The organism is Streptomyces globosus, assembly GCF_003325375.1.
Lineage (GTDB): Bacteria > Actinomycetota > Actinomycetes > Streptomycetales > Streptomycetaceae > Streptomyces > Streptomyces globosus_A.
Genome location: NZ_CP030862.1, coordinates 2,119,931 through 2,132,451, shown reverse-complemented (window position 1 = coordinate 2,132,451; position 12,521 = coordinate 2,119,931). Strand labels below are relative to the sequence as shown.

Annotated in this window: 13 protein-coding genes; 3 read left to right on the top strand and 10 right to left on the bottom strand. The window is 74.0% G+C overall.

The genetic code is table 11. The features are described 5' to 3' along the window. Positions 1–17: 17 nt before the first annotated feature. Entirely contained in the window at positions 18–1,607 is a 1,590-nt protein-coding gene (locus C0216_RS09775) for a CocE/NonD family hydrolase (protein ID WP_114058559.1), read from the top strand. Positions 1,608–1,658: 51 nt separating this feature from the next. Here the strand turns inward: C0216_RS09775 and C0216_RS09770 are convergent, their stop codons facing one another. From C0216_RS09770 to C0216_RS09735, 8 genes are all read right to left on the bottom strand, one after another. Beyond that, positions 1,659–2,111, bottom strand: coding sequence for a DUF6278 family protein (locus C0216_RS09770; RefSeq protein WP_114054892.1), 453 nt, complete (start codon positions 2,109–2,111; stop codon positions 1,659–1,661). Between the two features lie 74 nt (positions 2,112–2,185). Continuing rightward, complete coding sequence (locus tag C0216_RS09765) at positions 2,186–2,971, bottom strand: exodeoxyribonuclease III (protein WP_114054891.1); 786 nt, start codon at positions 2,969–2,971, stop codon at positions 2,186–2,188. An 80-nt stretch (positions 2,972–3,051) separates the two neighbouring features. Next, on the bottom strand, positions 3,052–3,684 hold the full coding sequence (locus tag C0216_RS09760) for an MBL fold metallo-hydrolase (RefSeq protein WP_114054890.1): 633 nt from the start codon (positions 3,682–3,684) through the stop codon (positions 3,052–3,054). Positions 3,685–3,731: 47 nt separating this feature from the next. Continuing rightward, positions 3,732–4,319, bottom strand: a complete 588-nt coding sequence (locus C0216_RS09755; protein ID WP_114054889.1) for a hypothetical protein — start codon at positions 4,317–4,319, stop codon at positions 3,732–3,734. Next, positions 4,316–5,479, bottom strand: coding sequence for an ROK family glucokinase (locus C0216_RS09750; protein ID WP_114054888.1), 1,164 nt, complete (start codon positions 5,477–5,479; stop codon positions 4,316–4,318). Before C0216_RS09750 ends, C0216_RS09755 begins: the two co-directional genes overlap by 4 nt. Then, a complete protein-coding gene (locus C0216_RS09745) occupies positions 5,476–6,354 on the bottom strand; it encodes an ATP-binding cassette domain-containing protein (protein ID WP_428985411.1) in 879 nt (292 codons plus the stop codon). Before C0216_RS09745 ends, C0216_RS09750 begins: the two co-directional genes overlap by 4 nt. Continuing rightward, positions 6,324–7,388 (bottom strand): ABC transporter permease, encoded by a 1,065-nt coding sequence (locus tag C0216_RS09740; protein ID WP_428985410.1) that lies wholly within the window; start codon positions 7,386–7,388, stop codon positions 6,324–6,326. The genes C0216_RS09745 and C0216_RS09740 overlap by 31 nt, the downstream gene beginning before the upstream one ends. After that, positions 7,385–8,395 carry a sugar ABC transporter substrate-binding protein gene (locus C0216_RS09735; protein ID WP_114054887.1) on the bottom strand — a complete coding sequence of 337 codons (1,011 nt, stop codon included), beginning with the start codon at positions 8,393–8,395 and terminating at the stop codon, positions 7,385–7,387. The genes C0216_RS09740 and C0216_RS09735 overlap by 4 nt, the downstream gene beginning before the upstream one ends. Positions 8,396–8,592: 197 nt before the next feature. Between C0216_RS09735 and C0216_RS09730 the strand changes: the two genes are divergently transcribed. Beyond that, positions 8,593–9,597, top strand: a complete 1,005-nt coding sequence (locus C0216_RS09730) for a Gfo/Idh/MocA family protein (RefSeq protein WP_114054886.1) — start codon at positions 8,593–8,595, stop codon at positions 9,595–9,597. Positions 9,598–9,654: 57 nt separating this feature from the next. On the opposite strand, the gene C0216_RS09725 is transcribed toward C0216_RS09730, so the two are convergent. Then, positions 9,655–10,842, bottom strand: a complete 1,188-nt coding sequence (locus C0216_RS09725) for a cytochrome P450 family protein (RefSeq protein WP_114054885.1) — start codon at positions 10,840–10,842, stop codon at positions 9,655–9,657. 87 nt (positions 10,843–10,929) lie between these two features. Continuing rightward, positions 10,930–11,547 carry a dihydrofolate reductase family protein gene (locus C0216_RS09720; RefSeq protein WP_114054884.1) on the bottom strand — a complete coding sequence of 206 codons (618 nt, stop codon included), beginning with the start codon at positions 11,545–11,547 and terminating at the stop codon, positions 10,930–10,932. Positions 11,548–11,717: 170 nt separating this feature from the next. Here C0216_RS09720 and C0216_RS09715 point away from each other — a divergent pair, with 170 nt between their 5' ends. Next, positions 11,718–12,458, top strand: coding sequence for an SDR family oxidoreductase (locus C0216_RS09715; RefSeq protein ID WP_246042437.1), 741 nt, complete (start codon positions 11,718–11,720; stop codon positions 12,456–12,458). Positions 12,459–12,521: the final 63 nt, after the last annotated feature.

The following is a 12,521-nucleotide window of genomic DNA, read 5'->3' as shown; positions in this document are numbered from 1 at the left end:
CCCCCACCGCGGCGGCCATGGCAGCCGCCCTGGCCGTCGCCGCCCTGGGCCTGACACCCCATCAGGCCCGGGCGGCCGTCCCGTCCACCGCCCCCACCGGCTCCGCCCCCGCCGTCCCGTACGCCGAGGCCGCGGCGGCCGTACCGGGCCTGTCCTTCCACGACATCCCCGGCTCGGGCGGCATCACCCTCAAGGGCAACGTCCTCACCCCGGCCGGCTCCCGGCCCGGCAGCCGGCACCCGCTGGTCGTCCTCCCGAGCAGCTGGTCCATGCCGCAGGTCGAGTACCTGGCGCAGGCCAAGAAGCTCGCCGACTCCGGGTACGTCGTCGTCAGCTACACCTCCCGCGGCTTCTGGCTCTCCGGCGGGCAGATCGAGGTGGCGGGCCCGCCCGACGTCGCCGACGTCTCCGCCGTCATCGACTGGGCCCTCGCCCACACCCCCGCCGACCCCGCCCGGATCGGCGTCGGCGGCGTCTCCTACGGCGCCGGCATCAGCCTCCTCGCCTCCGCACACGACCCCCGCATCAAGGCCGTCGTCGCGCTCAGCGGCTGGGCCGACCTCGTCGAGTCCATCTACTCCGGCCGCACCCAGCACGTCCAGGCCGCCGCCCTGCTCGGCGCGACCGGGCGGCTCACCGGCCGCCCCGGCCCCGAACTCGACCGCATCCTCCGCGACTTCCTCGCCTCCGACCTGCAGCGCGAGCAGCAGATGATCGACTGGGGCCGCAAGCGGTCGCCCGCCGAACACGTCGACCGGCTGAACGCCAACGGCACCGCCGTCATGCTCGGCAACGCCTGGGGCGACACCATCTTCCCGCCCAACCAGTACGCCTCCTTCTTCGAGAAGCTGACCGGCCCGAAGCGGCTGGAGTTCCGCCCCGGCGACCACGCCACCGCCGAGGGCCTCGGCCTGTTCGGCCTGCCCAACGACACCTGGGACAGCGCCCGCCGCTGGTTCGACCGCCACCTCAGGGGCGAACGCAACGGCGTCGACACCGAGCCGCCCGTGCAGATCAAGTCCCGCAGCAGCAGCGGGTACGAGGGCTACGCCGACTGGAAGTCAGTCGGCTCCGCCGGCACCGAGAAGATCGCCCTCTCCGACACCGAGCACCTCTTCACCGGCGTCAACACCGGCGCCGACGGCGGCATCGTGCTCCTGTCCAGCGCCCTCGACCAGTTCACGAAGATCCCGCCCATGGCGTCCGTGCCGCTGCTCCCCCGCGCCTTCGCCGCGGTCTGGCAGTCGGACCGCCTCGGCTCCGAGCGCCGCGTGCGCGGCACCGCCCGCCTGCACACCACCGTCACCCCCACCCGGTCCGACGGCACCTTCGTCGCCTACCTCTACGACGTGGGCCCCCTCGGCATCGGCAAACTCGTCACCCACGCCCCCCACACCTTCCACGGCAAGACGCCCGGCCGCCCCTTCGGCGTCGACCTCGATTTGTTCTCCACGGCGTACGACGTGCCCGCGGGCCACCGCCTGGCCCTCGTCATCGACACCGTCGACCCCCTGTACGCGGAGTACAACCCCGCGGGGGCGCAGCTCACCTTCTCCTCGCCGCGCCAGGACCCCTCGTACGTCTCGGTCCCGCTCGGAGCCCGCTGACACCGCCGGGTGCGCACAGGCCGCCGGTCCCGCCCGGCGGCCGACGGGCCGCTAGCGGCCCTCGGCGCCCTCCGAGGCCTCCGCGTACGCCTGGGACAGCTCCGGCGAGCCGGTCATCGCCCAGGACACCCCCGACTCGATGACGTTCAGCTCGCGGCCCGAGGCGAGGCGGACCACCGGCTGGCCGTTCGGCCAGACCTGCCAGCGGGCCCCCGGGCAGGTCCGGATGATCACCGTCCCGAGGTAGAAGCCCGCGTCGTTGCCGAGCCAGGGCACCACCTCGGGCTCCCTGCGCCAGCGCGGCATCAGCTGGTCCAGCGCCTCCAAGGAGGCCGGGGTGCCGTCGAGTTCCAGCCCGGCCGCCCGCGCGTGGACGCTCAGCACCTCGCACTCCGCGAACAGCTCGCCGACGCCCGCCGGGTCCTCCGCCACCGCGGCGGCGAGACCCGCGCCCCGCTGCGTGTCGCTCCGGTTGCGCCAGTGGGCCAGAAAGGGCATGTCCATACCGAACAGCGTGGCACCAAGGGGCCCCGCGGGCCACAGGGCGCGCCTGTATTCCTGCGGCCGCGGGCCGGCCGTCAGGCGTCCAGGTCGAGGTCCACGACGACGGGCGCGTGGTCGGAGGCGCCCTTGCCCTTGCGCTCCTCGCGGTCGACGTACGCGTCGGTGACGGCCTTGGCGAACGGCGCGTTCCCGTAGACGAGGTCGATGCGCATGCCGCGGTTCTTCGGGAAGGCGAGCTGGCGGTAGTCCCAGTACGTGTAGGGGCGGTCGTACTTGAGGGGCCGCGGCACCACGTCGGACAGGCCGGCGGCGCGCAGTGCCTCCAGCGCGGCCCGCTCGGCGGGGGTGACATGGGTGAGGCCGGCGAAGACGGCGGGGTCGTAGACGTCCTCGTCGGTGGGGGCCACGTTGAAGTCGCCGAGCACGGCGAAGGGGCGCGGGCCGGCGGCGTCCTCGGCGACGGCCTCGGACAGCGCCCGGAACCACTCCAGCTTGTAGCCGTAGTGGTCGTGCTCGACCTCGCGGCCGTTGGGCACGTACACCGACCACAGGCGGACCCCGCCGCAGGTCGCGGAGATGGCCCGGGGCTCCTGGACGCCCTCGTAGTCCGGTCCGCCGGGCAGGCCCTTGACCACGTCCTCCAGGCCGACCCTGGAGAGCAGGGCGACGCCGTTCCACCTGCCGGTGGCGTTGACGGCAGACTCGTAGCCGAGCTCGCGCAGCGCGTCGTGCGGGAACTGCGCGTCGGAGCACTTGGCCTCCTGCACGCACAGGACATCGGTGCCGGAGCTCTCCAGCCAGGCCAGCAGGCGGGGCAGCCGGGCGGTGATGGAGTTGACGTTGAACGTGGCGATACGCATGCGTCCCAACCTACCGCCCGGTGCCGACAGCCGTCCGGCACCGGCCGTGCCGGCGCCGGGGCGGCGGCCTGCGGGGGCCGTCACACCTCGGTGGCCTCGCCCGCGGCGAGCCGCCCGTGGTCGGTGCGGCCGAGGTTCCCGAGGGCCGTGTCGTAGATCGGCCGGGCGATGTCGGCGAGGTAGACGTCGTGGATGTCGATGGCCCGGCGCGGCCCCACCTCGCGCAGGTAGTCGATCACCTCGGACACCTTGTTCCACGGCGCGTGCACCGGCACCATCAGCGTCTCGACGGGCACCCCGGGCACGGTGAGGGCGTCGCCGGGGTGGAACAGCGAACCCTCCACGAGGTAGCCGACGTTCGTGATCCGCGGGATGTCGGGGTGGATCACGGCGTGCAGCTCGCCGTGCACCTGGACGTCGAACCCGGCCGCGGTGAAGGCGTCGCCGTGCCCGACGGTGTGGACCCGGCCGGGGTAGGCGGGGGCGAGCCGCTCGGCGACGCTGCGCAGCGTCCACAGGGCGGCGGCGGGGTTCGCGTCGAGGGCGGCCCGCAGTCGGCCCTCGTCGAAGTGGTCGGGGTGCTCGTGCGTGACGAGCAGGGCGTCCGCGCCCAGGCCGGCGTCGGGCTCGCTGAAGGCACCCGGGTCGATGACGAGGACGCGCCCGTCCTTTTCGAGCTGGACGCAGGAGTGCAGCCGCTTGGTGAGCTTCATGATCCCAGGCTAGTGCCGTGACCGGGCGGGGGCCGCCTGCCGCGGCCCTACGGGACCGCGGTCGAGACGACGTAGACGCTCGGCTTGGCCGGGTCGGTGAGGTCGACGGTCACGTCGCGGGTGGGACGGGGGGCGGGCTGCTCCAGGGTGGTCCCGTACCAGGTCCTGTGCGGTTTCCAGTTCCAGCCCGAGACGGCCGTGTCGTGCGCGTCGATCGCCACGCCGCGGGTCAGCTCGGCGCGGCTGGTGCCGAGGTCGGCGAGGAAGCCGTCCAGGTCGGCGGGGGTGACGGCGAACTGCACGTACAGCCGGCTGGTGTGCCAGTTGTTCGTCTCCAGGAAGCCGACCTTCCAGGCCTTCTGGGGGATGGGCACGTCGTAGATGCTGCGCTGCACCCGCGAGGGCCAGGCGGGCCGGACCTTCGTGGCGCCGACCTTGGCGGCCTTGTCGCGGCCGCTCTCGCGGCTCTGCTGCGCGGAGACGGCGAGGTAGCCGGCGGGGACGCCGATCAGCAGCAGGATGATCAGGGCCGTGATCCAGCGGCGCCGGACGACGTGCTTGCGGTCCTCCGCGGGGGGCGGTGCGCCGCTCTCGTCGGGGGCGGGCGCCTGGCGGGGCAGGGTGGGCGGTGTCACTGCGTGTCGTCCTGGTCGTCGGGGCCGGGGGTCTTGCGGCGGCCGAGCTGCGCGTAGCGCTCGTACCGCTCGACGCGCCGGCGGGTGGCGCGGCGGAAGCGGCGGGCGACGAGCCGGGCGAGGTCGGCGGCTCCGACCATGCCGGCCTCGGGGCCGAGCTGGGCCTTGGCGATGCGGGCCTCGGGCCGGTAGCCGCGCCCGGTCAGGTGCCTGCGGAAGGCGTCCCGGGCGGGGCCGATCAGCAGGTCGTCGGCGGCGCTGACGCCTCCGCCGATGACGAAGCAGGAGGGGTCGAGGGCGGCGGCGAGGTTGGCGATGCCGACGCCGAGCCACTGGCCGATGTCCTGGAGGAGCTCGATGCACATGGCGTCGCCCTCGCGGGCGAGCTCGGTGATGAGCGGGCCGGTGATCTCCTGGATGTTGCCGCCGACGCGGGCGATGATGCCGTACGCCACCGGGGAGTCGGCGGCGGCGAGCTCGCGGGCCTCGCGGACCAGGGCGTTGCCGGAGCTGTACTGCTCCCAGCAGCCGCGGTTGCCGCAGGGGCAGCGGTGGCCGCCGGGGACGACCTGCATGTGGCCGAACTCGCCGGCGACCCCGTACCGGCCGCGCTTGACCTGGCCGCCCTCCAGGATCGCGCCGCCGATGCCGGTGCCGAGCGTGATCATGACGAGGTTGTCCTCGCCGCGGCCGGCTCCGAAGCGCCACTCGGCCCAGGCGGCGGTGTTGGCGTCGTTGTCGACCATGACGGGGACGGCGAGGCGGGACTGGAGGGCGTCGCGCAGCGGCTCGTCGCGCCAGGCCAGGTGGGGGGCGAAGAGGACGCGGGAGCGGTCGGCGTCGACCCAGCCGGCCGCGCCGATGCCGACGGCGTGGACGTCGTGGCGGTCGGAGAGGTCGAGGACGAGCTCGACGATGGTGTCCTCGACGACCTTGGGGCTCTTGGACTTGTCGGGGGTCTCGGTGCGGATCTTCTCCAGGATCACGCCGTCGGCGTCGACGACGCCCGCCATGACCTTGGTGCCGCCGATGTCGATGCCGACGGTGGGGACGCGGGGGGCGGTCAGGTGCGACCGGCGCTCACGGGACCCGATGGTCCGCAGGACGGTGCCCCGCGCCGACCCTCGGTGGGTGAGCGTGAAGTCCCGGTACGTGCTCATCGAGTCGTGTCGTCCCTCGGCGGTGCGGTGGTGCCCGCGGGCCCGGCGGGCTCGGGGGGCTGCGGTCCCGATTGTGCCACCCGGGCCAGTTCGTGGCTCAGCTCGTCCAGCTCGGAGCCGCCGGCCATCTGCCGGGTGAGCTCGTCGAGGGTGATCGAGTCGCGGGTGTGGCTGCCGGCCATCGCACCGCGTTTGAGCAGGACGAAGCGGTCGCCGACGAGGTGGGCGTGGTGCGGGTTGTGGGTGATGAGGACCACGCCGAGTCCGGCGTCCCGGGCGGCGGCAACGTACTTCAGGACGACGCCGGACTGCTTCACGCCCAGGGCTGCGGTGGGCTCGTCCAGGACGAGGACCTTGGCGCCGAAGTGGACGGCGCGGGCGATGGCCACGCACTGCCGCTCGCCGCCGGAGAGGGTGCCGATCGGCTGGTCGACGTCGCGCAGGTCGATGCCCATGCGCAGCAGCTCGGCCCGGGTCGTGCGGCGCATGAGGTCCACGTCGAGGCGGCGCAGCGGGCCGCGGCCCCGGGTGGGCTCGGAGCCGAGGAAGAAGTTCCGCCACACGGGCATGAGGGGGACGACGGCCAGGTCCTGGTAGACGGTGGCGATGCCGCGGTCCAGGGCGGCGCGCGGGTTGGCGAGTTCGGTCTCCTCGCCCTCGATCTCGAAGGTGCCGGAGTCGTGCCGGTGCAGCCCCGAGATGATCTTGATGAGGGTGGACTTGCCGGCGCCGTTGTCGCCGAGGACGCAGGTGATCCCGCCGGCCGAGACCTCCAGGGAGACGTCCCTCAGGGCGCGGATGCTGCCGTAGGACTTGCTGACTCCGGTCAGCTTCACGAGGGGTGTCACTTCGCCTCCGCCCGCTTGCGGACCCATGCGTTGAGCAGCGCGGCCAGCAGGAGCATCGCGCCGAGGAAGAACTTGAACCAGTCGGGGTTCCACTGGGCGTACACGATGCCGTTGCTGGTCATGCCGAAGATGAGGGCGCCCACGGCCGCGCCGATGGCGGAGCCGTAGCCGCCGGTCATCAGGCAGCCGCCGATGACGGCCGCGATGATGTAGAGGAACTCGTTGCCGACGCCCTCGCCGGACTGGACGACGTCGTACGAGAACAGGATGTGCTGTCCGGAGATCCAGGCGCAGAGGGCGACGCCCATGTAGAGGCCGATGCGGGTCCGGACGACGGGGACGCCGACGGCGCGGGCCGCGTCGGCGCCGCCGCCCACCGCGAAGATCCAGTTCCCGGCGCGGGTGCGCAGCAGGATCCAGGTGGCGAGGGCGACGAGGGCGGCCCACCACAGGACGGTGACCTTGAGGGTGACGGGGCCGAGGGTCCACTGGGAGGCGAAGAGCGCCTGCGCGGAGGGGAAGCCCTCCATGTCGGCGATGCTCTTGGTGGAGACGGTGCCGGTGATCAGCTTGGTGAAGCCGAGGTTCAGGCCGGTCAGCATCAGGAAGGTGCCGAGGGTGATGATGAAGCTCGGCAGCTTGGTGCGGGTCAGCATGTAGCCGTTGAAGAAGCCGAGCGCGAGGGTGACCAGCAGCGAGACGAGGACGCCGACCCACACGTTGGCGGTCATCTGGTAGCTGAACATCGAGCTGACCAGGGCCGAGGTGGTGACCATCACGCCGGCGGAGAGGTCGAACTCGCCGCCGATCATCAGCAGGGCCACGGGGACGGCCATGATGCCGAGGGTGGACGCCGAGTACAGGACGGTGCTCAGGCTGGACGCGCGCAGGAAGCTGTCGGCGGCGAGGGAGAAGAAGAGGAAGACGGCCGCGGCTCCGACGACGGCGCCCAGCTCGGGCCGGCCGAGCAGGCGGCGCAGCAGCGGGACGGGCGCGAGCCGCTCGTCGGCGGGCGCGCCAGGCGCGGGCGCCGGGGCAGGGGCGGGGGCGGGGGCGGTCACCGGGTGCCCCGCTTGATGTACTCCTCCAGCGCGGCGGCCTCGGCGGCGGTGACGATCTGCGGACCGGTCAGGACCGGGCGGCCGCCGCCGAGCACGTCGGCGTTGTAGCGGTAGAGCCACAGCAGGTCGACCGCCTGGTAGCCCTGGAGGTAGGGCTGCTGGTCGACGGCGAAGCCGAGGACGCCGGACTTCAGGTCGCGGGCGACCGCGGCGTTGAGGTCGAAGGTGTCGACCTCGGCCTTGCTGCCCGCCGCCTCCTTCGCCTTCACGGCGGTCGCCGCGAACGGCGCGCCGAGGGTGAGGACCGCGTCCACGGACGGGTCGGCCTGCAGCTTGGCCTGGACGGCCGCCTGGACGGACGGCATGTTGGTGCCCTCGACGTAGAGGTTCTCCATGGTGCCGCCGAAGGTCTTCTTCGCCCCGGCGCACCGCTGCTCGTGCCCGACGTTGCCCTGCTCGTGCAGGACGCAGACCGCCTTCGTGCGGCCGCGGCGGGTCAGCTCGGCGCCGACGGCCTCGCCGGCGACCTGCTCGTCCTGGCCGATGTGGGTGAGCGCGCCGTACTCGGCCGACTGGGCGGATCCGGAGTTGACGGTGACGACCGGGATGCCGGCCTTGACGGCCTTGGCGACGACGTCCTTGAGCGCCTCCGGCTTGGCGAGGCTGACGATGATGCCGTCGGCCTTCTGGTCGATGGCGTTCTGCACGAGCAGGGCCTGCTGCTGCGCCTGGTCGTCGTGCGAGTAGACGAAGTTGATGTTGTCCTTCGCCGCGGCCTCCTTGGCGCCCTTCTGGACGATGTCCCAGAAGGTGTCGCCGTCCCCCGCGTGCGTGACCATCGCGAAGGTCCAGCGGGGGGTGGACACGGCGGGCCGGCCCGCCGCCGCGGCCTTGGCGCGATCCTCGGCGCGCTTGCCGCCCGTGCTGCTGCAGCCCGCGAGGGAGGCCCCCAGTACCGCCGCGAGCACGGCGCCGACGACGCGTACCCCTGTCCCGACCCTTGCCACGTTGCCGTGCCCTTCCTTCGTGCGGTGTCTTCGTCTTCCGCGGTCCGCTGATGTCAAAGCGGTCATTCCGGTTCCAGCCGCCCAGTATCCGCCACAGTGCACCATGTGCGGCCATCGGGGGCGTCCCGGCGATCCGGGCAGGCCCGGGTGCCCGCAGGCGGATTGACAGCACCGCCGCCGCGGTCCAGGTTGAGTGCATGCGCATCGGGCTGATCGGAACGGGCCGCATCGGGTCCTTCCACGCCGCGGCTCTGGCCCGCCACCCGGACGCCGGCTCGCTGCTGCTGGCCGACGCCGATCCGGGGCGGGCCGCGCGGCTGGCCGAGCGGCTGGGCGCGACGGCCGCCCCCTCCGTGGACCAGGTGTTCACCTGGGGCGTGGACGCGGTGGTCGTCTCCAGCGCCACCGACGCGCACGCGGAGCTGGTGGTGCGGGCCGTGCGGGGCGGGCTGCCGGTGTTCTGCGAGAAGCCGCTGGCCTCGGACCTGGCCCGGACGCTGTCGGTGCTGCGGGAGGTGGAGGCCGCGGGCGGGGTGCTCCAGCTGGGGTTCATGCGCCGCTTCGACGCCGGGTACCGCACCGCGCGGGAGCTGGTCCGCTCGGGTGCGCTGGGCCGGCTGCACACCGTACGGACGATGACGGCCGATCCGCAGCCGCCGCCCGCGCCGTACCTGGCGACGTCGGGCGGGCTGTTCCGGGACTGCCTGGTGCACGACTTCGACATGGTGCGCTGGGTCACCGGCCGGGAGGTGGCGCACGTGTACGCGGCGGGCTCGGACGCGGGCCCGCCGGTGTTCCGCGAGACCGGTGATGTGGACACGGCCGCGGCGGTGCTCGTCCTGGACGACTCCACGCTCGTGACCTGTACGGGGACCCGCTGCAACGGGGCGGGGTACGACGTCCGGATGGAGCTGGCCGGGGAGCTCGACCAGGTCTCCTCCGGGCTGGACGACCGCACCCCGATCGCGTCGACGGAGCCGCACGGCCCGCCGCCGGCGGCGAAGCCGTGGACGGGCTTCCTGGAGCGGTTCGCCCCCGCGTACGAGGCGGAGCTGGCCGCATTCGTCCGGCTCGTGCGCGGCGAGGGGCCGAACCCCTGCGACGGCCGGGAGGCGCTGGCCGCGCTCCGGGTCGCCGAGGCGTGCGAACTCTCGCGGCGGGAGCGGCGCCCGGTGGACCTGGCGGAGCTGCCCGGCCTGTGAGCGGCCGGGCGCCGGCGCGGGCTGCGGCTGCCGCGGGTGGCGGGGCACGGTCCGCGGCTACCAGCGCACCGGGAGCCGGGTCACTCCCCGCATGAGGCTGCCGCGGACCCAGGCGGGCGGGCCGGCGCCGGGGTCCTCGGCCAGGGTCGGGAAGCGCTCCAGCAGGCCGCGCAGGGCGGTGCGTCCCTCCAGCCGGGCGAGCGGGGCGCCGAGGCAGAAGTGCAGTCCGTGGCCGAAGGCCAGGTGGCCCTGGGGTGCGCGCCGAATGTCGAAGGTGTCGGGGTCGGCGTAGCGGGCCGGGTCGCGGTCTGCTGCGGCGAGCGAGACGAGGACGGTGGATCCGGCGGGGATGAGGGTGGTCCCGATCTCCACGTCCTCGCGGGCATGCCGGTAGGTGGCGTTCTGCACGGGGCCCTCGTGGCGCAGCATCTCCTCGACGGCCCCGTCGAGGAGCCCGTCCGGGTCGGCGCGGAGCGCGGCGAGCTGGGCGGGGTGGGCGAGCAGGGCCCGGACGCCGTTGCAGATGAGGTTGACGGTGGTCTCGTGGCCGGCGATCAGCAGCAGGAAGGCCATGCCGATCAGCTCGTCCGGGGAGAGGGAGTCTCCGTCCTCGTCGCGGGTGCGGATGAGGGCGGAGAGCAGGTCCTGGCCGGGCTCCTGGGCCTTGGCCTCGACGAGCTCGGCGAGGTAGAGGCTCAGCTGCCGGTGGGCGGCGGTGTCGGGGGCGCCGGAGGGCGGGGAGACGACCGCCTTGGACCAGTGGCCGAACCGCTCCCGGTCGAGGCCGGGCACGCCGAGCAGTTCGCAGATGACGGTCATCGGCAGCGGGAAGGCGAGGGCCTGCACGAGGTCGGCGCTGCGCTGCGGGCGGGCCGCCATGGCGTCGAGCAGCCCGTCGGTGACCTCCCGGACCCGGGGGCGGAGCGCCTCGACGCGGCGGGCGGTGAACTCGCGGGCGACCAGGCGGCGCAGCCGGGTGTGCTGCGGCGGGTCGGACTCCAGCATGTTGAGGTTGGCGGCGGTGTGCGGGACGTCCGGCAGGCGCTCGCGCCAGTCCTTGGCGAGGCCGGGGTGGGTGAGGGCCTGCCGGGCCTCCTCGTGGCCGACGACGATCCAGGCCGGTTCGTACGCGTCCGAGGATGCGGCGATGCGGTGGACCGGGCCCCGCGCCCGCAGCGCCGCGTAGAAGGAGTAGGGGTCGGCCTGGAAGTCCGGGGCGTTTCCGCTGATGTCCGGTTGGGGCATGCGGCCCAGCGTACGGCGGGGGCTGATCCGCGGGCCCGCCCGTTTCCGGCCACTGTGCGGGCGTTGCGGCGCCGCGGCGGGGGCGGGTCAGAAGGTGCCGAAGGAGGCGCGGCCGGTGCGGCGGTAGGTGTGGATGGCGGTGCCCGCGGCGGTGGTGCGGGAGGCGGTGAGCTCGCAGGCGGTCGGCAGGCCGCCGCGGGGGAAGAGCCGGCGGCCGGCCCCCAGGTAGACGGGGAAGACGAGCAGGTTCATCTCGTCGACGAGGTCGCGGGCCAGCAGCCACTGGGCCAGCATGCCGCTGCCGTGCACCTGGAGTTCGCGGTCGGCCGGGAGGGCGTCCTTGACGCGGACGATCTCGCTCTGCAGGTTCTCGCCGTCGATGACGGTCGTCCCGGCCCACCGGGGGTCGGCCAGGGTGGTCGAGGCCACGTACTTGGGGAGTGTGTTGAGCCGGCCGGCGATGGGGTCCGCCGGGTCGGTGACCTGCGGCCAGTACCCGGCGAAGATGTCGTAGGTCCGCCGGCCGAGGAGGAAGGCCCCGACCCGGTCGAACACCTCGGTCATGAACTGCGCCATGCCGTCGTCGGCGTAGGGCACCAGCCAGCCGCCGTACTCGAAGCCGCCGCTGGGGTCCTCGGCGGGCCCGCCCGGGGCCTGCATCACGCCGTCGAGGGTGAGGAAGGTGGTCAGGGTCAGCTTGGCCATGGCCGGGCGCTCCTTCGGGTCGGTGTCGCCTGCACCGCACCAGGGTCCCCGCCCGCGCCGGGCGCGGCCGTGCGGCACGCACGGACTCCAGGTCGGATTCCTGCCGGACGCCCGCCCACCCCGCGACGTTTCATTGAAGCGTCAACGATTCAGCGGGAGGAAGGAACACCGTGAACGCGAACAGAGTGGCCCTCGTGACGGGCGGCAGCCGGGGCATCGGGGCGGCGACCGCGCTGCGCCTGGCGGAGGACGGCGCGGACGTGGCCCTCACCTACGTGAGCGGGGCGTCGGCGGACGCAGCCGCCGCAGTCGCCGCCCGGATCGAGGCCATGGGCCGGCGCGCCCTGGCGGTACGCGCCGATGCCGGGGACGCGGGGCAGGCGGCCGGAGCGGTGGCGGCGGCCGTGGACGGACTGGGCCGGATCGACGTCCTGGTCAACAACGCCGCGATCGGCGTGCTCGGCCCGCTGGAGGACCTGGCCGCGGCCGACGTGGACCGTGTGCTCGCCGTCAACGTGCGCGGCGCGTTCGTGACGGCGCAGGCGGCGGCCGGCCGCATGGGGGCCGGGGGCCGCATCATCACCGTCGGCAGCTGCCTGGTGCAGCGGGTGACCGCGCCGGGCGGCACCCTGTACGCGATGAGCAAGGCGGCGCTGACCGGCCTGACGAAGGGCCTGGCCCGGGAGCTCGGCGGGCGGGGCATCACCGCGAACCTGGTCCACCCCGGCCCCGTCGACACGGACATGAACCCGGCGGACGGGCCGTACGCCGCCCCGCAGAGCGAGGCGACGGCCCTCGGCCGGTTCGGCACGCCGGACGAGGTGGCCGCCGTCGTGTCGTTCCTGGCGGGCCCGGAGGCCGGCTACGTGACGGGAGCGGAGTTCTCGGTGGACGGCGGCCACGCCGTGTAGTGCGGCGCGGCCCGCGCGCCGCGGGGGTGTCGGCCCCCGCGGCGGCCGGGCGGCTGGGGGCCG